This is a genomic window from Paenibacillus sp. J22P15, assembly GCF_056269345.1.
In genome coordinates this window covers 79,451-98,976 of sequence record NZ_JBWDNT010000008.1, presented here as the reverse complement: position 1 = coordinate 98,976, position 19,526 = coordinate 79,451, and the positions used below count along the sequence as shown (strand labels likewise).

Genomic DNA, 19,526 nt, shown 5'->3' with positions numbered 1-19,526 from the left:
TAAGGCATTACTATTTTATCACAGCTTAACGTCTTTTGGCACTCTTGATTAATGTCGGATGAACTTTCTCTATTTGAGACAATAATTCCTCAAAGGTATCTCGGATATCCCACTGCGCTTCATCTGTCGTCCGAAGGTTAATGAGATGATAAGCCTCCCATAAGCTGAAGCTGGCCACCACGCGGCGCTTGTGAGCGTTAAGAACAACATAGGCAGCTGCTTCTGGGGCATCAGAGTGCTCAATATTCATGTAGTAGAATTTTGATGCCTCCGCCAATTCCTGCAATAAATGCCCTAAACCGGCCTCTTTGATTCTTGGAGGAATGGTAATCCCAGCATGTACAGTTGGCTCATTGAAACTGAAAGACACGCGACGATTGTGGCGAAGCAATTGATGCCAATTAGCCTCGGATACCAAAAAGTCAACTTTATAATGGACTGACTTAAAGTATTCCGGTGCCATATCATTTGGCCCCATCTCAAACAGTAGCTGGTCAATTAGCTGCTTCTGTTGAACTGGACCCATCATGCGGGCGCGGTGAGATGCTTCGGCAAGAGAGGCACCTGACTCTTCAGAAATGATTTGCGATACAATACCTTGGATGGCCAATTCCTCCGGCTCCCATGAAGACAGTTGGGCACTCCAAGTAGGATAAGGTGCAGGAATCACATTCTTCTCGAATGCACGAACTCGCTTCTTGCTGTTCACTTGGTATTGTGATGCATTAGCATGGCGAAGCAGTGTAGGTAGCACCTTTGTGATCTCTAGCTTCAGATCATCAGCCAGCATTAAAACCTCTGGATAATCAGAGTTCTTCAGCTTTGCAATGCCATCTCGCCAAGCGCGGCCATTCGCCGTCATGCCAAGCTGCGTATACATAGCCATAGGCAAAGCATAGCGTGCATCTTCGAAGGCTAACTTCATGGCATTCGCTTTGATGCGGTTGATTTCTAAGTCGGAAGCAGGATAGTATCCGCCTTCTGTAAGGTGCTTGTATACGCCATCGATCAGCTTCTCGAACACATCAAAGCACCTATTCATGTAGAACTCGAAGTCCTCATTCATCATGTCGTTCAACGGGAATGGATTGTACCATTCACCACGAACCGGCTTCTGATAACGCTGACTGTATTCTGTGATCGCATAGAACTCATTAGAGAGCTCCAGTTCGGCAGATGCCAGGCGTGACACTTTCTCTACGCCAACATGAGCGACAGCATGTTCAGCAACGCTGGAATGACCATAGGATACGGTCCACTTCTCATGAAAGGCGTTAGCTTTTTCTGAGAGGCGCGAATAGGCGCCGTCATAAGAAATGGAGCTATCGATTAATCCTTCCTCAATGGATTCGATTAGATGCTGCTTAAACGATTTTGGGGATCGAGACACCCATGCGAATAGAACAGCGACAAATTCTTCTGGCAAATTTGTAATGCAATACACGTTACCTTCCGGATTAGTAACGTATTTAGAAATGATGGAATGTGTTTCATTATCCAAAGAAGGATCACTGTCGACTAATCCAAGATTCAGAGTCCCCTGATCAGAGGACTCCTTGGCTAGAGATTTGCCGGCAGCTCGTGATTTACGTTGCTGTGTCATACAATATCTCCTTTAGCTTTTGTTTTGTTTCCGATAGGATTGAAGTTCTTCATAATCGGATCGAAGGTTTTTGAGTTGTTCGGGTTTTAAATAAATCACGTACATATCGTCTGGATCACAATTAAGCTTATCTTTCATGCGCTTAATTGTGCCATCTTTTTTAACATGTTCTATACGACTTGCTTCGTACGAAATATTTGCAGGAATCTCATCAAGTGATACTGGCTGAGTCATGCGACATCTCCTTAAATAGATTGCTGATATGTATCATGCTCAAAGAGCTCGATGCATGCCAATATGCTTTGACGATATTTAATTCCGCCTTTTCCAATAACCCGCTTGCCATGCACAATGACATTGATATCAAGCGGGCCAAGGATGGTTCCATTCTTAGGGATCAGCTCATGCCGATATTTCACCACATAAGCTTGCGGCCCATACTTTTCGACGGAGGCATGACCGACAGATCCGTCCTCAAACGTGATCGCCGTCCGATGCATATTAATTACCGCCGAGATCGTTAAATACGTCGATGCTTGGGCCAGCTTCGTAATACTCCGGCTTCTTGCCTTCGTCTACTTGCTTGCCAACCTTGCCCAAGTGAAGCTCTATATCTGTTGTAACAAGTGAACAAGACTCGCCTGTGCCACCCATTACTTCAAATCCAATACCGCCACCTGGCTTGATTTTAAACTTCGCTGTATGTTGTTGCATATTAAACAGCCTCCTCTTTGATTTGTTTTATGAGATCGGCATTTACATCTGCCTCGTTAATTCCTTTGTAAATAAAGGCTTCTTCGCCCAAAATGGTCTTGATTTCGTTATCATCAAGGCCTTCGGTATCACGATCTACAATCGTCACCTTTGCAGGCTGATCCGTAATGATCTGGCGAACGCAACCGTCTTCGATTATAACTGCGATTTCCATCGTATACCTCCAATATCGAATTTCAATACCGCCGTCCCGTGCGATACATTTCAAAAAGCAAGCCGAGGGCTAATGCCGCCGGCTCCCCTTATTGTAAATTCCTAAGCCCAGCTTGTCGCAAGGAACTCGATTTCACCTGCTTCGTTCGTTGTGAAGGAATCCTCGTCAATACTCCAGCCGGCAGCTTCGCAAGTTTCCATTGCTACATATTTGTCGTGCAGTTGTGCAACTTTGTTCGTGAAAGCTTTCTCGCCCATCGGTACTTTGTACCAGTCAGACCAAGTGTTAATGACTTGCTCGCCTTCTGCGTCTTTATCGACAGAGAAGCCAAGTGGCAGAAGCTTATTGTCTTTTGTTACGCCAAGTGCAACCTTACGGGTTTGGTGAGCCCAATCTGTGATCGTCACATTATGCTGAACACCGAAGCCCATCTCCAAAACAGCTTTCTCTACGAAATCCAAACGGGAAACCTTACACTCATACGTCTTAAAGTGAGACATGTGATAACAACCCTTCTATGATGAATTTTTTAATACCGAATTTAGCATGTGGGCCAAGGACTTACACCTTGGCATGATAGCCGCAACATTCAGGGAGCGCGGCAGCTGTCTCCGCACACTTGCTCCCTACCCTTCTTTTTCGCCCCATCACCGCAGGCACCAGCACTTCCGGATCTCTTTTTTCGCCATCTATCTCCACCGACGTAGCGTCTAGCGTCTTTGCCGGTCGGGACTGTAATACTAAGTCTCCTCGTGCTTATTCCGCCACCACATGCTTCTTACTTAATCACCGAAATAGGTTCCGACAATCTTCTTCAACAATTCAGTGCGTCTTACTTGCGTTTCGGTCACTTGCTGGTAAATTGCATCGGGCATTTGCTCGAGCTCTTGCTTTGTATAAGTTTTTTCAATCATATATTTCGATTGCTCAATTATGCTGCTGACTTGCTTGGAAATCGGGGCTGAAATCAAGTCGGTGAACACATGCAAATGTCCGACCCGTTTTTGGAGGTCGTCAAAAGCCTGTTCGAACTCCTTGACCTCATCCAACGCAAACCCGATAGCCCGCTGGACGCGATGCTGCTTAGTTTCGTCCTTTTCACCAGATGAATACTGATTAACAAGCTCAAAGGCCTTAACTCTCTCTTTTTCAGGATCGAACATGAATTACCACAACCTCTCTTGATCTAAACTTCGATATCATTAATAATACGCAGTCTGTTAGGTGTCTCCTCGCGATAACCAGTACCATGAATAAAATCATGCTCCTTGCTAGATGCACATTTTGCAGCCTGTTTTGCCCACTTACGAAGATCTTGCAAGAGAATCGGATCACGCTTAGATAAAGGAACGAGACGCTCTGCCTGCATCACTAGATCGTCTGAGCAGACATAGTGTGTATCACGCTCACCTTTACGGAAGGCAGCGAATGCGCGGCGTCCAGCCTCTGCTACGACTTGCTCGATCTCAGCTCCTGAGAAATCAGGTGTTAGCTCCGACAGCTTTTCAAGAAGATTGCATGAGATTACATTTCCACCTTCCTTGATCACTTCATTTGGATCTGTGGAGATGGTATAACCACGCTTTTTCAAGTGAATACTAAAGATATCTTTTCGCTCATGCTGATGCGGCAAGCCAACAAAGAAGATTTCATCGAAGCGACCAGCACGAGTAAGCTCAGCCGGCAATCGCGTAATATCATTAGCCGTTGCGACAACGAACACAGGCTTCTCTTTTTCCGAAAGCCAAGTCAGCATCGTTTGAACAACGCGACTCATCGTACCCGCATCTGAGCGATCAGACGAGCTCATGCCAGCCAATCCTTTTTCAAACTCATCGATCCACAGGACGCATGGACTAACAGCCTCTGCCAGCTTGAGGGCACGATCAATATTTTTCTCGGACTGACCCACGCGGGAGTCCATAATGTCACCCATATTCATTTTAAGAAGCGGCAAGTTCCATTCAGCAGCAACAGATTTTGCTGAAAGAGATTTCCCGGTTCCTGGGAAACCTGCAAGAACTACGCCTCGAACCGGATCAATATTGAAATTTGCAGCAGCCTCAGGTTCAAATGCATAATAAGCATCATCAAACCAGTTTCGCAAATTATCGATGCCGCCGACATTCTTCATGTCTCCAAGCTTCGTGATGTATTCAAGCAATCCAGTTTTGCGAATAACTTGCTCTTTCTCTGCTGTGATTTCAGCCAAAACAACTTCTTTGTGTTGAGAAACTGACTTTTTCAATACATTAATAATTTCTGATTCAGTCATACCAACAAGGGCATGAATGATAGCTTCTCGCAGACGACCTCCTGGAAGTGGCAAGTCTTTTGTTTTCAACATTACTTCGATGGACTCAAGAAGTTGAATGACGCGTTCGCGGTCCGGAAGATCATAGGACACCATAGTGATTAGCTTTTCAAGCTCCATAGGAATCTGTGTTGTAGGTGATACAAGTAAAATTGGCTTGTATACTGCATCCGCCTTTTCAAGCGTGTCGCGCAATTTACGTTTAGCTTGATAATTTCCCCAAATGTCATGGAAATCCTTAATGACAAAAATAGCTTGAGAGCTGTAAGCATTTATGTAATCCATGATCTTTAGCGGATCAAAGATCTTCTCAACCTGCTCGCCTGTCATGAGGTCAGTTAGTCCGCTTGTAATCGTCCATGAAAAGATGTGATAGCCCTTTGTTTCAGCGATCATTTTGAGGTCATCTTGGAACCTTACCTCTTCATAAGTGTTGACAAGAATGGAACGACGACGCGAACTCATAAGTGTAGTGATTTCTTCTAATCCTGAAAGTTTCATAATTTGGCTCATAATGGCCTCCTAGTATTTTAATTAGATCGATTGTTTTTCTTTTGACCAGTGAGTTGTTTCTCCGTCCAAACTTTCAACGAACAGTACTTCAATGGCATCGCCTTCAATTCCATATGCATCGGTTTGCTCAATACCAGCGATCAGATCTTTATCTGTTATGACGCCGTTACTGATTTGAGTAATAATGGCTTCTATATCCGATGGATCCTGAACATCGATTGAAACTGTACCTGTTAACGTATATACGATGTTTGCTTTCAATTGAAATCCTCCTAAAATTCGATATCTGCGAATTGCTGCACCATCTTCATCTTGGATGCTGCTTCTCTCGATTTTCGGACGATGCGACTACGGCTTTCTCTGTACGAATCAAACTCTTCAGTGAAAATTGGATCATTAGACTCTCGACCGATGACTGCACTCAAGTAAGAACTCTCTGCATGAATCTGTTCCGCTTTATCGTCAGGAACACCGATTAAAACTTCGCACGAGAATCCAGACGACATGACCATCGACGCGTCAGCGACGTTAGACTCTTCTGTTTTAAGTCCTGGAGGAGCTGTAATGCGCAGTTGGCGATTTTTATCTAAATCATAATAGGTGTATACATAACGATCAGAATCGTCAATAAGATCAGAAAGCGGACGAAGGAGCGAAAGCAGGTCGTTGAAGATACCCGTAACGCCATTTTTATCCTTACTGCTTTGAATGGTTATATGCTCAAATGTAGCGACTTCTTGATTCGCTTTTGTATCAACAACAACGCCTAGTCCGCCTTTTATGACGATTGTCTTACCAGCATGAATAACTAGTTCATTACTTGATTCACAGTAGTTGCTTAACATCTCATCAATCAAGGTGCGAAATAGATCCGTACCCTCCAGGCGCATGCTCTGGTTGTTATGTACAATATCAGAAAGTATTGCTTCCAATTGCTCGGTTTGAATCGTTTTATTGAGCGTAGAATTGTCTGGAAATTTTGCGATCAGCAAGATTCTCTGCTCATTTTCGCCAGCAGCTAGAGACAATTCCACCTTGTCACGCTTACCAGTGGTCATGTTGATCAAGTACTCAGGCTCAATAATCGTGCGGTCAAGAAGTGAGAAATCGATATGATCCATTTCACCTTCAAAAGATGGTTTTGGACTTAGTATTGGCATTTGAATCGCCTCCAGAAGTTTTTGTAATTGGTGAATATAGGTGGATTGCTGCGGGTTATTGCCCGTAATAGCAAGTATTTTTCCATAAAAATTTAGGGACTTTGATACAGACCCCATGTAGCGATCAGACAATTCAATATCAATGTCAGCCAAGCTCAAATCAGGGACACTCGGATCATCGTCTGGATCGTAGCCAATTTCCCACTTTCCAGTGTTGGGATTGTAGCCTCTATTGCCTCCAGCTCCAAGCCCCCATTCTCTAGGCAGCATATGCATTAGACACCGCCAATCTTAGCCATCACCTTGGCCCTACGATGATAATTAGTCTTGCATGTATAATCACAATAAGTGAGCCTGCTATGAATGATATGCCCACAGCATCGGCAATGCTTCTTTCCTAACTGACCTTCCATCCACTTATCAGCATGCTGATAAACAATGTCATGTGTCGTTTGAAGTGTCATCTGCGTATCAATGACGCGCTGATTACTGGAGCCAACAAACATGCCTTCGTTCATATATTTCTCAGTAGGAATCCTGTACTCAGCCTGGTAGTCACCGTCAACAAGAAGGTCTATTACTTCCATGAGCTCGCGGATCTGATGAGGCAAGACGACCTCGTGCATGCCATCTCTTTCTGTGCGACCAGAGTAGACCTCTAATGCTTCTTGAACATCAGGTCCATCTTGCAGTCGTGTCTTATATTTTATGCCGTGTGTCAAGAGACTCTCTATCTTATAGGCAGTGTAGACAACGATATGAAACTTCGGATCAATAGCTTTTAATCGCCGACAAACCCGAATCAAATTGCGTGTTTGGAGCAATGGCTCACCGCCACAGAAAGTGACTTGTCGATTCCATGCGTCGCGGGAAATCATACCTGCAACTTCATCAACCGTCATTTCCTTGCGAAGACCGCCAAACTCCCAGCTTGTAGGGTTAAAGCACCCTTCGCAAGGATTGACGATACCGCGAATGCAGCCTTTCAAAAATAACTCCAGCCTCTTACCTGGGCCGGCAGTGGTTGCATCTTTAGTCACACCCATAAAGCGAAGAACATCATTGCTGCTCATTTCAATCACCTCGTATTCGCAAATTGTATTGCGTTACATTAGTATAAAATAAAACATAGGGAAAGACAAGAGAAAAATGGCGATCTCATTAGTAATAACGAGATCGCCATGAGTTGCGCCGTCATGGCGCCTTATTCTCCGCTATTCCAGCGGATAGCGAGTGATTTTGTCTCGCCTTGATACTTCAGTGCTTCAGGCAACGACTTTTTGAATCCTTCGATTGCCTCTTTAATTGCAACTTGGACACCTGCAAGAATATCTTTCTTTTCAGCAGCAAAACGAGCTTGCTCAATTTTCTTCTCTTCTGGCTTTAACTCTTTTAAGCGCAACTTAACTTCCTCTTCTTTTGCTTTGATCAGATCTTTAGCAGAATCCTCTATCTTTTTGATTCCATTATCGACATAGCTAATCATGTGAGCGCGGGCCAGGGTTTCATTGAACGGACGGTCACCAAGAAAATCTTCATACAGGTTCACGTTTTTCAGATATGTGACAAAAGCATCTGAATCGGAAACCTCGACTTTATGCTTAGTTGTACGCATAGATAAAGTGGCAACATCAAGCATGATCTTTCCGTCTTTGTTGCTCGCCACAAATGCCTCTATTACGCCTTCAAGCTGCTTCGCCTGATCCAATGGCTTCTTCAGTTTTTTATCCCACTCAGCAACAACAGCATCGCGCATCGCTTTTATTCTCTCTGCTTCTTTAGTTAGGATTTTGCGACGGATTACCATTTTTCGAATCGTAAGCTCATCAAGCTCTGGGCGGACAGCACCTTCTGTTTGGACATCTACAAGAAGCTGATCAATCATACTTAAGTCTTCTTCAAATATAGCTGCTTCAAAAATTGAGTTCATGGATGATTCCTCCTTAGTTGTATCTCGTAATGAATTTGGGAGCGTTAGCGACCCTCTTCGTTCTTAATTTCTTGCTCTATAATAGGTGTACACGGCGGGCAGATTGCAGACCCATCTTCAAGCAGCCAGCACAGCTCTTCATCGAAAATGTCTTCGATGTCTTTACCACATTTGAAGCACTCGCCTTTTTCCACTATAACACACCCTTGTTAAATGTATTGAAGCAGTTCACAGTACTCGCCACTGTGTTTTTTATACAGTGTACTGTTGTAGACCTCGGACCAATCACCAGTTTCCCTTGCATTTATGATGCGTTTTATGTCCGCTACAGTAGTGCGACTCTTTTCTCGCTTACTCTGAATAGTGCGTAATATTCCTTGCACGACAATCACTCCTCGTCTCCCTGCAGCTGCATTTGAAGCAGCCTTATTGTTTCATGCATCGTCTGGATCGTCTGCACATAGGCAAGCAGTCGATCATAAGTCATGGCCACATAATCAGTATCACTTCCCTTGAATGTAAAGGGAAGAAAATAAAACTCTCGATTCATGGCGCGAGCTTCTTCTTCTAATTTGTCGAGCCATTCTTTCTTAATAGAGATTTGCTTCTCTCCTGTGGCGCTCTTGGTCCCGCGCTCCTTGAACTCGGCAAGCGCAGCCGTTAACGATTCTTCAGTAATCATGTCACCCAGCGCATAATGAAGAGCGCCAGAGGCTAGTTGCCGGCGAGCAACATCCCTGGCGCTATGAACAGCTTTATTATATTGCTTGGTTCCGCGATTTTCGAAATTCATGCCTTCTTTTTTCTCGTTCTGCTTATAGCTTCTCGAGCCAAGACTGGATTTTGCCTTCATTGACTTATATTGATTAAAGCCAAAACACTTTCGACAAGATTTGTCGACGTTGGCACACTCTTGCGCATAAACACAATCGCTCATGTAGACTCCCTACTTCGGCAAATAATCCGATGGATATTTAGTTGCGTAATAGTCTTTTATATCTCTGTAGTTTTTAATGAAAATAATTCCAAGTCCAATTATCGCAACTAGGATGAATGAAAACTCAAGAAAGTGTCCGTAATTATGATTTGAACTAACCCAGTGAATCCCGAAGTGAATGCATGCAACGCAGGCCAGGCATATCGAAGTTACGATCAAGTTGAATCCTTTGACTGATTCTCGGAACGTAACTTTTTCGGAAAGCCAAACGAAGCCTATGTTTGTTTTTCGTAGTATTAGTGCTACAGAAAGCATAACGCCAGCTGATATAAACTGTGTTAACAGGGTTCCGATTACACTATCCTGTATGGCTTCAATGGATCCGAACATCTTCAACACTATAGAAAAAATAACCACGGCTTGAACGATACCAGCTATCAGATACCCTGCGACATAAGTCACAAATGCATAAAGAAATCTCATTCGAAGCAAACTTAGTATTAGGATAAGAGTTAATGTGGTTGACCATACATTATTTACGAGCTGCGTCATATCAAGAATATGAAGCATGAAAACAGATGTGACTGCTACAATGGCGGATCCGAAGAGTAATCGTAGATGAATGCCACAAGTGGGTAATCGAAAAATGACGACACCCATATACAATATAGCAAATGTTTCTAGCGTTGACCCAATAATACGAAGCATGTAATCGGTTAAAATCACGTCTTACCAAACCCCTTCAGCAATTTGTGTATGCCTGAAATAGGTTTGTCAACGGTAGTCTCTATTGTAGTATGGTTGTGATGACTAACAACACTACGAATGAATTTCTCAACAAATTCTTTCTTAATGCGAGCTACAGTGGCAAATTTACTATTTTTACACGGCACCGCAACAAAGTATACCTTACCGAGGGCTGAATCGTAAAATTGTATTTTTTTCATGTTGACAAGATAAGGCCTATCGAGTATATCAAACCCCTTGTCCAAAAGAATCTCTTCGATCTCACTTTTAGTCGTTATTTGATAATATTTTTCGCTACCAATATGATATGCAATGCGACGACCTTCGTTTTCAATAAAGTCAACGTCCATGACATTAATACACTGGACAGTTGTATGACCATGGCTGTCTATGTGAAGAACAGACATAGGGAACTCCGATTTCATATGATGACTCCTCTAAGATGACTTACAACCCCAATCGAGCGGAGTATAAAATACCACAAACATTTGTGTTTGTCAAGTATTTTATATGTTCCGCTAATTATGTATACAGGGCGTGAATTGCACTTTATACTAAAAAAAGATCAGGGTAATAAGCACCTATACGATATTGGAGTCGATTTTAAGAAGCGAATTGCTTGTGACTTTAGCATTGGCTTTTGCTTCCAAGCTTTTAATCGTTGCCTCCATGCGATAATGGAAATCAAGAAAATGATCCTCAAAATCAAATAGGTTTACAGTAGGCGATCTATAGCCATCAGGAGCAGGATAGTTGCGAGCATGTTGAATGCCGCCTGCGCGCCTGGCTACCTCATTTCCACCCGTATATAAATCCTTGAGCACAGTTTCAATTAGACGCTGGATAGCATCCTTATTGCGACGTGCTCTCGCGAAGTCATATTGGGCCCTCGTGTATAGCTCGTTGATATGATGATTCAGACTTGACAGTGATTGAAGATCTGGCTGAAGTGGAACCAATATTTTACGACAATCTTGCTCGTATCGATCTACAGTACGACCCCATGCAATCAAATCCTCATTAAGAAGCCTATCAATAACGCTCACATAGTCACCCCATTATTACTTTTCCGGATTGGCAAATATGAGAAGAACTGCAATTGCTACAAGAAATGGAATCAATATCGTAAATGCTGCAATAGCAAACTGCAACTTCCTTCATCGGTAAGTTTGAAGAAATTGTTTGGATATCATTATTGAACAACTGGACAACGATTTTGATATGATCAACAGCGCCGTTTTTATACACCGGCGAAACGGTGAAGCTTCCAAGCATGTTTGATTTTTGACCTATTCCTCGTTTTACAAAGCTTCTCGTATCGCCACCCCAGCACTTCTCCAAAAGAAGGTTGAGGCGAAGCAAACACTCATGACCTTCTTTTTGGAGACATAAATAATCAGAGATAGAGCTACCCACAACCTCCGACGACAAAACGCCAATTTTATAACACAATTCATATGATGATCCAATGAATACAAACTGACCATCGATTTTCTTTAAATAGAAACACAGATCGTCTGAATCCTCATCTTCCACAACATCGCAGAAGTTGTCCAAACGAGATTGTAGCTCTTGCTGAATGCAGTGTCGCAGCTCCTGTAAAGTTACTCCGTTCAGGCTTGCAGCCTCAACGATTTTCTCCTCAAAATGCTCATTATGGTTCCCAGCATGACGAATTAATGACTGGGCAAGCCATTTTGCCTTTACAGAAGTGTCGGTTATGTCCATTATGCGCTCTCCTCTAGTTGTTATTGCGATGGTTTATTATTGAGATAGTGTGTTCTCTCTTGCGACGACATATCCAATTGTTCCATTTCCGAGATCCGTAATTGAAATCACATTGCCCGCCTTAAAGGGATTTTCATCCGACTCTACCAAGCGTAGTTGATCTTGAAGGGCAGCGTTGAGTGCCTGTGCCTTTTTAAGACGATCACCTATTCCATCAAGCTCCTTGTAAAGATTCCGGTTTTCACGCTTTACATTTTGAACCTCTTGCTTAGTTCGATTCACCATTGTTTGCCAGCGTTCCAAGTTAAGTGTGATTTTAGATGACATGTCAACCAATTCTTTGAATTGTTCACCCTCATCGGGCAGTCCGAAATATATAATTTCATTCGGCAATGATTTGTCTCGAGAAGCTTTCACTTGTATAATGCCTTCGCCTTGCAACTTTCTAACAGCTCGATGAACAGTCGCCTCGCTAAACGACTTTTCCTCTGTAGGGCCACTAGAAGTATTCCGATTTCTCGCAGGAATACGGTCACTAAATCGACTTAGAATATTTTTAGCCATCGAATCCATTGGTTCTTTAACAGATCCATGAATTGCGGCTTCTTCTTTAATGTATTCATGTACAAGTAATTCATTTTTACTTAGTAGGCTTTCAATCAGGCTCTCCGACATAATAAATTTCCCCTCCTTGAAAATTGGCAACCCAGCAATTGGCACATTGCAAGGTATTGCATATTAGCAATATCACCTATTTGCAATACATTATATCATGACAATATAAATAATGCATTACAATTATATGTATTGGAGGGAATTAGCTCAGGTTCGGAAATTCGGCCGCCATGGATTAATATCTTTAGGCCCGTAATTTTGCGTCCTTACCTTTAGATAAGTTTGCCGTGTCGTTTAAGATAAGAGTCCAATTTCATAGAATAAACTATGATTATATAAGGCATTATTTGCTGTGTCAATATGCAGGTTTTTTTCTACAATTAACCGAATTTGATAGAGTTGATTTTCGGTTTAGATACCCATCTATTTGTTTGTCAATATTTAGGTCAAACATTTTCCGGAACGTCGCGATCTCTTTTAACGCAGAGGCGGAATAAATGCGATAGTTGTTGCTAGGATTTCGTTTAGCTTTTGGTATTAAATTATTTTCTTCCCAATAAATAATCGTATCGCGATGAACACCTAAAATGAGCGAAGCCTGTGTGACATTAAAAGTTTTCTCATCCATCTTTTTAATCCTCCTAGCCTACACATGCTGCATGTTATGACGGTTTTGAGCAATATAGGCGAATTGATCATGAAGCATGGCCATTTTGGATGGATCATGCCTGGCGGCTATTAAATTATATGTTTCTAGGCCGTATACGCCAGGATAAATCGTATGCCATTTATTGATGGCCGGCTTAGGATCAAAAGCTGATGCGACTGAAGAGCCTAGAAGAACGACCACGGAAGGTCGAACGGTCATAACCTCAGCATTCAGATGATTGCTGCAAGCAGCAGCATCCTTACCGTCTCGACACTTAATCATGGATGTCACATAGACTTCTTGCGGCAGTATACCGAAACGTCGTAGGAGTCCTGCCAGAACTGATCCACTCTCGGTTTCGAATAAAACGTCATCGGGAGTTTCCCCGATGACCATGATTCGAGCTGTTCGATTGTGGAGTGATAGCGGCTTCGCATAAGAGCTAAGCGGGCAAGATTGACAATAACGAATGCTTTGCAGCAATTCGTCGTGCGACATTTCAAGTAAACAGCCGTCCGGCATGCCCACCAACTGATTAACGAAGATCTTTGGGTCCTCGTAAGCTGTGCTCATGCAAAACGCCTCCTATTCATTAAATTAATGCCATCATGGCAGGGTCTTCTTCGCGAGCCAATTCTTCATCCGTAGGAGCTGGTCCATCATCTGGCTGCTCTTCGACAAACTGTGCATCGCGTGGAATATTGCCAAGCACCACATTATTTGTGTAATCATACAAGGCAGGTGAACTACGTAGCGCATCAAGCAATGCTTCCTTGCCCTGCCAAACGAGCTTATTTCCGGCTCCATCAATATATGGGTTCTTTGTACTCTCACCAAAGAAGTAGTATGCGCCGGCACGATGAATGACATCCATTTCAATAGCTGTCTCTGATATGTTTTTAATTCGATCGACGCCGCCGATCCAGTAGTAATCATATTCAGCTACCTTAAATGGAACTGCACATTTATTCTTAACAAACTTAATTGTTGTCGCTTGTCCAAGGAATGCACCTGATTTCTCGATCTTCTTGGCGCGTACATCAAGACGCATAGAAGAATAAAAGCGCAGAGCCCGCCCGCCTGGTGTTACTTCAAGCGTCATACCTTGACTGCCTGGCTTCTCGCGCAGCTGATTGATGAAAATGAAAGTCGTATTGTGCTTGGAAGCAAGGCCTTTCAATTTACGAAGACCTTTTGACAACATACGAGCTTGCAGTCCAATTGGATTGTAGTTCATGTCATTCTCAAGCTCAGCCATCGGAGTAAGCGAAGCTGCTGAGTCAACGATAACAATGCCGAAGGCTTCAGATAAGCACATGGCTTCCATGAGGTCAAATGCAGCCTCTCCTGAGTCAGGTTGATTAATGAGCATGCCGCTTTCCTCTGACACATCGACTTGAAGATTTCGAACATGCAGTGGATCAAGCGCATGCTCGGCATCGATGAAGCCGGCCTTTTTACCGAAAAGCGGGCCGGGCAGCTTGGATAGCCTTTGAAACTCCGCAACAACCATTAAGCAGAAGCTTGTTTTACCAGCCGATTCAGGACCATAAGCCTCAATGATTCGTCCGAGCGGGACTCCGCCAATGCCTGAAGCATGATCCACACTAGGAATACTTGTCGATATTGGGTATATTTCTACAGCATCTGATTCAAACGTGAAAAATGTTCCATCGCCGAATCGCTTATTGAAGTCTTTCTTTACATCCTTAGTGCCGGCAAGCGCCTCTGTGACCTTATCCAAATTCGACTTCTTATCTCCAGCTGCCATTTACTACACTCCCTTGTAAGTCTTGATGAATTGATCGATTGCATCCTTAGCGGATTTTAGCTGACGAAGTGCAACAAGTAATGGATCCTCTGGATCAAATTCTTTTTTTGCCGATTCCGTTAACTTCTTGCCACGCTGATACAAAGCTTGGGAGAAGAATTGCGCTGCAATCACCAGTAGGTGATCCGGTATTTCTTGCTCCTTATCGATGAATGCGCGTACAACTTGAAGCGTCTCGTCAATCATGCGGCCTTTGGCCTTTTTTGATCCGATACCCTTGTCTTCATAGTGAGCGTAAATGCCGTGCATAAAGCGAGGCAATGCATCCTTGGGGTTATGGGACATCAATTACACCTACCTTCTGTAACTGTTTCTTATACGCCTTCTTGAGTTCCAATCTGTGAAAATGTTCATCCAAACAAGTGGCCACAATACAGAAGCTAGAACAAATGTAGTAATCCATGACAACTCGAAAAATCCGCTGCCTGTGTAGATATTTCTGATCCAGCAATAAGCCGATCGAATGAAGTAAAGAATAATACCGATGGAAAGGTATCCTAAGATAACCCACCCTAAATAAATCAAATAACTCATAGCACATCCTTCTTTCTTCGCACTTGATGAAACGGGGATACGAAAACAATCTCGTAATCCCCGTCATCTAGGCTATTCTTATCGACCGCTGTAACCGCCTTGTTGACCATAAGGCGGCTGTCCACCAAATCCTTGACCATTGGGTACAGCTGGAGCACCATATCCACCTGCTCCAGGAGATGCAGGTGCGCCGTATCCACCAGGTCCAGGTGATGCAGGAGCGCCGTAAGCTGGTGCGCCATATCCACCTTGAGCACCTTGCGGAGCGCCATAGCCTTGAGGTTGTTGACCGGCAGGAGGAGCAAAAGGAGCGCCACCAGGAGGCTGCTGTTGTTGATTACCATAACCACCCTGTTGCTGTTGGTTGCCATAGCCGCCTTGTTGTTGCTGTTGACCGTAGCCGCCTTGTTGATGCTGGCCACCCTGTTGCTGTTGACCGCCACCTTGCTGACCGTTATTGTTAGCTGGTGAATCAAGTGCTTTGATCATCGAAACGCGAATCGTTGGCCAATAAGCGCCATTAGCATCTTTATTTAGGTACGGTGTACCTTTGACGAATACTTTACGTCCAATTGCCAAATGCTCCATTATGAAATTGTGATTCACTTGAGATCCATTAGCGTAAGCCCATGCTTCCAGCTTCCAGAACTCAGCGTCATCGCGGCCTTGAAGGTTAACTGCAATGTTGGAATTGGCAACCTTCGCCCCATCGTTCATCGGCTTAGTGGTCGCATGAACGCGCGCGCCGCCGTTTGGATCTTTGATTCCAGAAATGTTTCCGATTAGTTCAATCTCAGCATGATTATCAAAATGACGATTATTGTTTGGTTGATTAGTTGCCATAATTGCATAACTCCCCTTTAAGGATAGATTGGTATGATTCTCAATATGAATAACGGAACGTTAGTGACGGACTTTAGTATCCCAATACGTAAACAATGCGCTTTTCCTCACGCCTGATTTCCGTAACCGTAAGCAGGTGGGTCGAATCGTCAAGGAGGGTAACAGATAGCTCTGTCCCCTCTTCGACTTCTCGATCCTTTGGGTACATAAAGTCCTGCTCATCGCCGGTAGGAAACTCCAGGACATTACGCATGATTACGACTTCCCCTCACTAGATCTTGTGTACGTTGCACGCTTGCGCGCCACGATTGCCTTGCATGATTTCAAATTGAACGCGTTGACCTTCATCTAGCGACTTGAAGCCTTCTGTTTGAATAGCTGAGAAATGAACGAATACATCGCCGCCTTGTTCTTTCTCGATAAATCCGTATCCTTTTTCTGCGTTAAACCATTTCACTGTACCTTGTTCCATGTTGTGCACCATCCCTATTAGTATTGTTTTTTCTTACAATGTGACGACTTGAAGATCAAAAGCGACAACAGAATAATCTGTTTGAGTGCCGATTTTTGTTTTTTGACTGACCATATTTACGAATCCTTGGATGCATAGAAGCTGACTAGGATCAATAACTGGCTTGAAGTGCTCATACATTTCACTAGACATAAGAACCGTTGTTTTGCCAACCACATCATCAATCCTAACGACATGAAGGTCATCAGATAACTTGAATTGCTCGGTTACAAAACCGCCAACCGTAACTTCCTCGGATTGCTTGGCTTTTAAGCGAATCTCTTCAGAGAAATGTGTTACATGCTTTCGAATATCTTGAATCGTAGCCATTAATTAGCGCCCCCGATCACGATATTCGCGAAATAAATCTTCAACCTCTTTGTCGAGTTCACGCTGCTGAATAATACCTTTATTGATCAAGATATTAATGAGGGCGTTGGCGATAATATACGCGGTCTGCATCTCTTTCTTTCCCGCATCGTCGTTAGATGCGGCAGAAGTCTGATTTGGACCACCCACGCCGACTAACTCGCGCTCCGGCATCTTACCTGCCTCCAAAGACTCTAGCCCTTTTCGAGACGGCGGTATAAGGTCATCGAAACCGCTCTGCTCTCGCTCATTAGCAAACTCAAACAAATCCTTATCAGGCTCATTACTGCTAGTAGACATCTGTATTCCTCCTGTAAGCGATAAATGTATTGTAGCATCTTTCCCTATGTTTTGCAACGCGTTACAAAATTAAAATAGACGCTACAGATAACAGTCATCCGTAGCGTCTACATATGGCGCAAATACATGGATTATTGTCTATATAGCGACGAATAGATCCTTCTTTCTATTATAATCATAAGGATTCAGGAGTCGTCAGACGACCTTCTTAACTGTAGTCCATTTATTCTTCATCCGAAAATCGACGATACAGTTTTCGATATCTCGGAGTGTCAAGCCAAATTCAGCCAGCTTTTTATGAAGAGATTCTATTGGTTGTTCATGTGGCCTATGTACGCTTACACCTAAAACTTTCAATATTGCAACAATCAGAAGTCGGTTCTCGATTGCGGTGGCACCAGGCTTTTTCTTAGATGCTTTCATGTTAGTAGCCCTCTTCTCTTTGCTTCTTTGATCATAATCAAATACGTTTGCTTATTTATGATCCCCTTAATGATTCGCTGATTATGGGGTGTGTAGTGTCGCTTAATGTACTTGGATACGGAGATCTGATTCGCTATTTCCCGAATAGGCAGAGGTTTAAGCCTTGTCTCTGTTTTCCGAATGCAATTAAGCAGGTGCTGATCATTCATTTGCCGTGGACGCAGTGCGTGCCCTTCTGCAGTCACCCAGAATCCAAACAAGGACTCGTCATCCTGCTCCGCCTTTACTCGGTTAATGGCAGCCTGAAATGGCCCAGGCGGAATATAGTTATAAGCATTAATTAGCTCCATATGACTTCTCCTTGCTATACCGCCGATAAATACACTGGACGCGAAAGCATTGTGCGTGCATTGAAATTTGTGTAATGGGATACAATTTCTTTATCGGAAAGTATAGTGTTCAGGTAGCCGGCAAGTACAATGGCAGCCATTTCATTGGTCATCATTCGCTGTGGGTGATTCACGACTGTATCGCCACAGGACTGTGAAGGTAGTTTAGATTCAGTGTCATCAAGCACATCGGGATACAAACTTCCTACGGGATCAAGAAGAACCTCTCCGTCAATCTTAACGCCACATACGACTTGTCCTGAGTAACCACTGCGCCGATCATCTTCGATGACGCCATCGATCGCACTATCCAAGTACACAATATTTCGCTTCGTCTCTATGAAGAATTGATGCAGAACCTGTCGCGTAGCATGGTTGTCTACGCAGCCAATCAGTACAATGAGATCCGACGGACCTACATTAACGATGAGCTTGCTGGCATCATCTATGGACTCAATGAAGCTGTCCAGATAAAGGATATCTAGGCCGTAGGCGGATCCGTAGCGTTCCGAAAGCGCTTTGCATTTGAACTCCCCTATATCCTCTTGAATGCAGGGTTGTCTTAGTAGGTTCTTATATTCAAACCGGTCACCATCTACAAGCATATACTTGCATGGCGTAAAAGCTCGTTGCTGACTAAAGGCATGAAGCATCTTAGAGAGACGCTGCACCAAGTATCCGCCATTTCCACCAACACCGATCTGAATCAGATGGATGTTGGTGGAAATGGGAAGATTTATTGTAGGATGATACATATTCGTCACCCTTTCTTCGGTGATTTGATAACTGGAACGATCTGCAGCTTTTCGGTATCGATAAGCATGTCAGTCCGCTCTTTGCTCATTTCAGGGAAGTCCGTCTCCAAATAACTGCGCAGAGACTCGATCGTCATATCGTTATCTGGCACCTCGATGCGATGGCCAGCATAATAGACCGTGTATTCTTGACCAACAATCTTTGATGGCTCTGCTTTTTCTTTCGGAAGAGACACAGGAGCAGATTTCGGCGCCTCACCCTTTAAGCGCGCCAGCTTTTCGGTTTTTGTTTCGGGTATGATGTTTCCGAAAAGATCGTAGTTGTTCATATCGACAACCGGTGCTGCTGGAGCTACTGGATCTACCTCCTGTGGCTCTTGATGCATCGGTTTTATGATGACCTCCGATTTATTTTCACTTTCAAATTCCATTTCAGACATATAAATG

Annotated in this window: 32 protein-coding genes and 1 riboswitch; all 32 genes read right to left on the bottom strand. The window is 43.6% G+C overall.

Going from position 1 to position 19,526, the window contains the following annotated elements:
* Window positions 1–25 precede the first annotated feature (25 nt).
* The gene (locus AC0YN6_RS17960) at window positions 26–1,603 is read right to left on the bottom strand and encodes an FAD-dependent thymidylate synthase (protein ID WP_475748471.1); all 1,578 of its coding nucleotides are present in this window, start codon (window positions 1,601–1,603) and stop codon (window positions 26–28) included.
* Between the two features lie 12 nt (window positions 1,604–1,615).
* On the bottom strand, window positions 1,616–1,837 hold the full coding sequence (locus AC0YN6_RS17955; protein WP_475748469.1) for a hypothetical protein: 222 nt from the start codon (window positions 1,835–1,837) through the stop codon (window positions 1,616–1,618).
* A gap of 11 nt (window positions 1,838–1,848) precedes the next feature.
* Window positions 1,849–2,103, bottom strand: a complete 255-nt coding sequence (locus AC0YN6_RS17950) for a hypothetical protein (RefSeq protein WP_475748468.1) — start codon at window positions 2,101–2,103, stop codon at window positions 1,849–1,851.
* A gap of 1 nt (window position 2,104) precedes the next feature.
* Window positions 2,105–2,317 carry a DUF2997 domain-containing protein gene (locus AC0YN6_RS17945; protein ID WP_475748467.1) on the bottom strand — a complete coding sequence of 71 codons (213 nt, stop codon included), beginning with the start codon at window positions 2,315–2,317 and terminating at the stop codon, window positions 2,105–2,107.
* 1 nt (window position 2,318) lies between these two features.
* Complete coding sequence (locus tag AC0YN6_RS17940; protein WP_475748466.1) at window positions 2,319–2,531, bottom strand: hypothetical protein; 213 nt, start codon at window positions 2,529–2,531, stop codon at window positions 2,319–2,321.
* A 101-nt stretch (window positions 2,532–2,632) separates the two neighbouring features.
* Entirely contained in the window at window positions 2,633–3,031 is a 399-nt protein-coding gene (locus AC0YN6_RS17935) for a DUF1257 domain-containing protein (RefSeq protein WP_475748465.1), read from the bottom strand.
* A gap of 282 nt (window positions 3,032–3,313) precedes the next feature.
* Window positions 3,314–3,694: a hypothetical protein gene (locus AC0YN6_RS17930; protein WP_475748464.1), complete on the bottom strand. Its 381-nt coding sequence runs from the start codon at window positions 3,692–3,694 to the stop codon at window positions 3,314–3,316.
* 23 nt (window positions 3,695–3,717) lie between these two features.
* Window positions 3,718–5,358, bottom strand: coding sequence for an AAA family ATPase (locus AC0YN6_RS17925; RefSeq protein WP_475748462.1), 1,641 nt, complete (start codon window positions 5,356–5,358; stop codon window positions 3,718–3,720).
* A gap of 21 nt (window positions 5,359–5,379) precedes the next feature.
* Window positions 5,380–5,619 (bottom strand): hypothetical protein, encoded by a 240-nt coding sequence (locus AC0YN6_RS17920; protein WP_475748460.1) that lies wholly within the window; start codon window positions 5,617–5,619, stop codon window positions 5,380–5,382.
* 11 nt (window positions 5,620–5,630) lie between these two features.
* Window positions 5,631–6,788, bottom strand: coding sequence for a hypothetical protein (locus AC0YN6_RS17915; protein ID WP_475748459.1), 1,158 nt, complete (start codon window positions 6,786–6,788; stop codon window positions 5,631–5,633).
* Between the two features lie 5 nt (window positions 6,789–6,793).
* Window positions 6,794–7,591, bottom strand: coding sequence for a 4Fe-4S cluster-binding domain-containing protein (locus AC0YN6_RS17910; protein ID WP_475748457.1), 798 nt, complete (start codon window positions 7,589–7,591; stop codon window positions 6,794–6,796).
* 131 nt (window positions 7,592–7,722) lie between these two features.
* Window positions 7,723–8,448 (bottom strand): hypothetical protein, encoded by a 726-nt coding sequence (locus AC0YN6_RS17905; protein WP_475748455.1) that lies wholly within the window; start codon window positions 8,446–8,448, stop codon window positions 7,723–7,725.
* 44 nt (window positions 8,449–8,492) lie between these two features.
* On the bottom strand, window positions 8,493–8,642 hold the full coding sequence (locus AC0YN6_RS17900; RefSeq protein WP_475748454.1) for a hypothetical protein: 150 nt from the start codon (window positions 8,640–8,642) through the stop codon (window positions 8,493–8,495).
* 194 nt (window positions 8,643–8,836) lie between these two features.
* Complete coding sequence (locus AC0YN6_RS17895) at window positions 8,837–9,385, bottom strand: hypothetical protein (RefSeq protein WP_475748452.1); 549 nt, start codon at window positions 9,383–9,385, stop codon at window positions 8,837–8,839.
* Between the two features lie 9 nt (window positions 9,386–9,394).
* Window positions 9,395–10,111, bottom strand: coding sequence for a hypothetical protein (locus AC0YN6_RS17890; RefSeq protein WP_475748451.1), 717 nt, complete (start codon window positions 10,109–10,111; stop codon window positions 9,395–9,397).
* On the bottom strand, window positions 10,108–10,557 hold the full coding sequence (locus AC0YN6_RS17885) for a LytTR family transcriptional regulator DNA-binding domain-containing protein (RefSeq protein ID WP_475748450.1): 450 nt from the start codon (window positions 10,555–10,557) through the stop codon (window positions 10,108–10,110). The genes AC0YN6_RS17890 and AC0YN6_RS17885 overlap by 4 nt, the downstream gene beginning before the upstream one ends.
* A gap of 156 nt (window positions 10,558–10,713) precedes the next feature.
* Window positions 10,714–11,178, bottom strand: a complete 465-nt coding sequence (locus tag AC0YN6_RS17880) for a hypothetical protein (RefSeq protein WP_475748449.1) — start codon at window positions 11,176–11,178, stop codon at window positions 10,714–10,716.
* Window positions 11,179–11,182: 4 nt separating this feature from the next.
* Window positions 11,183–11,860: a hypothetical protein gene (locus tag AC0YN6_RS17875; protein ID WP_475748448.1), complete on the bottom strand. Its 678-nt coding sequence runs from the start codon at window positions 11,858–11,860 to the stop codon at window positions 11,183–11,185.
* Window positions 11,861–11,896: 36 nt separating this feature from the next.
* Window positions 11,897–12,535 carry a hypothetical protein gene (locus AC0YN6_RS17870; protein WP_475748447.1) on the bottom strand — a complete coding sequence of 213 codons (639 nt, stop codon included), beginning with the start codon at window positions 12,533–12,535 and terminating at the stop codon, window positions 11,897–11,899.
* A gap of 152 nt (window positions 12,536–12,687) precedes the next feature.
* Window positions 12,688–12,772, bottom strand: a riboswitch (cyclic di-GMP riboswitch).
* Window positions 12,773–12,830: 58 nt separating this feature from the next.
* Window positions 12,831–13,103 carry a helix-turn-helix domain-containing protein gene (locus AC0YN6_RS17865; protein WP_475748446.1) on the bottom strand — a complete coding sequence of 91 codons (273 nt, stop codon included), beginning with the start codon at window positions 13,101–13,103 and terminating at the stop codon, window positions 12,831–12,833.
* An 18-nt stretch (window positions 13,104–13,121) separates the two neighbouring features.
* Window positions 13,122–13,697: a uracil-DNA glycosylase family protein gene (locus tag AC0YN6_RS17860; protein WP_475748445.1), complete on the bottom strand. Its 576-nt coding sequence runs from the start codon at window positions 13,695–13,697 to the stop codon at window positions 13,122–13,124.
* Between the two features lie 19 nt (window positions 13,698–13,716).
* Window positions 13,717–14,895: a recombinase RecA family protein gene (locus AC0YN6_RS17855; RefSeq protein ID WP_475748444.1), complete on the bottom strand. Its 1,179-nt coding sequence runs from the start codon at window positions 14,893–14,895 to the stop codon at window positions 13,717–13,719.
* 3 nt (window positions 14,896–14,898) lie between these two features.
* Window positions 14,899–15,243, bottom strand: a complete 345-nt coding sequence (locus AC0YN6_RS17850) for a hypothetical protein (RefSeq protein ID WP_475748443.1) — start codon at window positions 15,241–15,243, stop codon at window positions 14,899–14,901.
* Between the two features lie 324 nt (window positions 15,244–15,567).
* On the bottom strand, window positions 15,568–16,332 hold the full coding sequence (locus AC0YN6_RS17845; RefSeq protein ID WP_475748442.1) for a single-stranded DNA-binding protein: 765 nt from the start codon (window positions 16,330–16,332) through the stop codon (window positions 15,568–15,570).
* 73 nt (window positions 16,333–16,405) lie between these two features.
* Window positions 16,406–16,585 carry a hypothetical protein gene (locus AC0YN6_RS17840; RefSeq protein WP_475748440.1) on the bottom strand — a complete coding sequence of 60 codons (180 nt, stop codon included), beginning with the start codon at window positions 16,583–16,585 and terminating at the stop codon, window positions 16,406–16,408.
* A gap of 18 nt (window positions 16,586–16,603) precedes the next feature.
* A complete protein-coding gene (locus AC0YN6_RS17835) occupies window positions 16,604–16,804 on the bottom strand; it encodes a cold-shock protein (RefSeq protein WP_475748439.1) in 201 nt (66 codons plus the stop codon).
* A gap of 33 nt (window positions 16,805–16,837) precedes the next feature.
* The gene (locus AC0YN6_RS17830) at window positions 16,838–17,173 is read right to left on the bottom strand and encodes a hypothetical protein (protein ID WP_475748437.1); all 336 of its coding nucleotides are present in this window, start codon (window positions 17,171–17,173) and stop codon (window positions 16,838–16,840) included.
* A gap of 3 nt (window positions 17,174–17,176) precedes the next feature.
* Complete coding sequence (locus AC0YN6_RS17825; protein ID WP_475748436.1) at window positions 17,177–17,512, bottom strand: hypothetical protein; 336 nt, start codon at window positions 17,510–17,512, stop codon at window positions 17,177–17,179.
* 195 nt (window positions 17,513–17,707) lie between these two features.
* Window positions 17,708–17,935: a hypothetical protein gene (locus tag AC0YN6_RS17820; protein WP_475748434.1), complete on the bottom strand. Its 228-nt coding sequence runs from the start codon at window positions 17,933–17,935 to the stop codon at window positions 17,708–17,710.
* Window positions 17,932–18,285 carry a hypothetical protein gene (locus AC0YN6_RS17815; RefSeq protein WP_475748433.1) on the bottom strand — a complete coding sequence of 118 codons (354 nt, stop codon included), beginning with the start codon at window positions 18,283–18,285 and terminating at the stop codon, window positions 17,932–17,934. Before AC0YN6_RS17815 ends, AC0YN6_RS17820 begins: the two co-directional genes overlap by 4 nt.
* Window positions 18,286–18,299: 14 nt before the next feature.
* Window positions 18,300–19,079 carry a ThiF family adenylyltransferase gene (locus AC0YN6_RS17810; RefSeq protein ID WP_475748432.1) on the bottom strand — a complete coding sequence of 260 codons (780 nt, stop codon included), beginning with the start codon at window positions 19,077–19,079 and terminating at the stop codon, window positions 18,300–18,302.
* 5 nt (window positions 19,080–19,084) lie between these two features.
* On the bottom strand, window positions 19,085–19,519 hold the full coding sequence (locus AC0YN6_RS17805; protein WP_475748430.1) for a hypothetical protein: 435 nt from the start codon (window positions 19,517–19,519) through the stop codon (window positions 19,085–19,087).
* Window positions 19,520–19,526: the final 7 nt, after the last annotated feature.

Bases quoted from the DNA above. Each gene is read 5' to 3' on its own strand.
- AC0YN6_RS17855 (WP_475748444.1), bottom strand. From the start codon at position 14,895: ATGGCAGCTGGAGATAAGAAGTCGAATTTGGATAAGGTCACAGAGGCG.
- AC0YN6_RS17935 (WP_475748465.1), bottom strand. From the start codon at position 3,031: ATGTCTCACTTTAAGACGTATGAGTGTAAGGTTTCCCGTTTGGATTTC.
- AC0YN6_RS17805 (WP_475748430.1), bottom strand. From the start codon at position 19,519: ATGTCTGAAATGGAATTTGAAAGTGAAAATAAATCGGAGGTCATCATA.
- AC0YN6_RS17915 (WP_475748459.1), bottom strand. From the start codon at position 6,788: ATGCTGCCTAGAGAATGGGGGCTTGGAGCTGGAGGCAATAGAGGCTAC.
- AC0YN6_RS17930 (WP_475748464.1), bottom strand. From the start codon at position 3,694: ATGTTCGATCCTGAAAAAGAGAGAGTTAAGGCCTTTGAGCTTGTTAAT.
- AC0YN6_RS17820 (WP_475748434.1), bottom strand. From the start codon at position 17,935: ATGAAAGCATCTAAGAAAAAGCCTGGTGCCACCGCAATCGAGAACCGA.
- AC0YN6_RS17860 (WP_475748445.1), bottom strand. From the start codon at position 13,697: ATGAGCACAGCTTACGAGGACCCAAAGATCTTCGTTAATCAGTTGGTG.
- AC0YN6_RS17955 (WP_475748469.1), bottom strand. From the start codon at position 1,837: ATGACTCAGCCAGTATCACTTGATGAGATTCCTGCAAATATTTCGTAC.
- AC0YN6_RS17885 (WP_475748450.1), bottom strand. From the start codon at position 10,557: ATGAAATCGGAGTTCCCTATGTCTGTTCTTCACATAGACAGCCATGGT.
- AC0YN6_RS17950 (WP_475748468.1), bottom strand. From the start codon at position 2,103: ATGCATCGGACGGCGATCACGTTTGAGGACGGATCTGTCGGTCATGCC.
- AC0YN6_RS17845 (WP_475748442.1), bottom strand. From the start codon at position 16,332: ATGGCAACTAATCAACCAAACAATAATCGTCATTTTGATAATCATGCT.
- AC0YN6_RS17830 (WP_475748437.1), bottom strand. From the start codon at position 17,173: ATGGCTACGATTCAAGATATTCGAAAGCATGTAACACATTTCTCTGAA.
- AC0YN6_RS17910 (WP_475748457.1), bottom strand. From the start codon at position 7,591: ATGAGCAGCAATGATGTTCTTCGCTTTATGGGTGTGACTAAAGATGCA.
- AC0YN6_RS17865 (WP_475748446.1), bottom strand. From the start codon at position 13,103: ATGGATGAGAAAACTTTTAATGTCACACAGGCTTCGCTCATTTTAGGT.
- AC0YN6_RS17905 (WP_475748455.1), bottom strand. From the start codon at position 8,448: ATGAACTCAATTTTTGAAGCAGCTATATTTGAAGAAGACTTAAGTATG.
- AC0YN6_RS17895 (WP_475748452.1), bottom strand. From the start codon at position 9,385: ATGAGCGATTGTGTTTATGCGCAAGAGTGTGCCAACGTCGACAAATCT.
- AC0YN6_RS17835 (WP_475748439.1), bottom strand. From the start codon at position 16,804: ATGGAACAAGGTACAGTGAAATGGTTTAACGCAGAAAAAGGATACGGA.
- AC0YN6_RS17875 (WP_475748448.1), bottom strand. From the start codon at position 11,860: ATGGACATAACCGACACTTCTGTAAAGGCAAAATGGCTTGCCCAGTCA.
- AC0YN6_RS17870 (WP_475748447.1), bottom strand. From the start codon at position 12,535: ATGTCGGAGAGCCTGATTGAAAGCCTACTAAGTAAAAATGAATTACTT.
- AC0YN6_RS17925 (WP_475748462.1), bottom strand. From the start codon at position 5,358: ATGAGCCAAATTATGAAACTTTCAGGATTAGAAGAAATCACTACACTT.
- AC0YN6_RS17840 (WP_475748440.1), bottom strand. From the start codon at position 16,585: ATGCGTAATGTCCTGGAGTTTCCTACCGGCGATGAGCAGGACTTTATG.
- AC0YN6_RS17810 (WP_475748432.1), bottom strand. From the start codon at position 19,079: ATGTATCATCCTACAATAAATCTTCCCATTTCCACCAACATCCATCTG.
- AC0YN6_RS17945 (WP_475748467.1), bottom strand. From the start codon at position 2,317: ATGCAACAACATACAGCGAAGTTTAAAATCAAGCCAGGTGGCGGTATT.
- AC0YN6_RS17960 (WP_475748471.1), bottom strand. From the start codon at position 1,603: ATGACACAGCAACGTAAATCACGAGCTGCCGGCAAATCTCTAGCCAAG.
- AC0YN6_RS17815 (WP_475748433.1), bottom strand. From the start codon at position 18,285: ATGGAGCTAATTAATGCTTATAACTATATTCCGCCTGGGCCATTTCAG.
- AC0YN6_RS17825 (WP_475748436.1), bottom strand. From the start codon at position 17,512: ATGTCTACTAGCAGTAATGAGCCTGATAAGGATTTGTTTGAGTTTGCT.
- AC0YN6_RS17940 (WP_475748466.1), bottom strand. From the start codon at position 2,531: ATGGAAATCGCAGTTATAATCGAAGACGGTTGCGTTCGCCAGATCATT.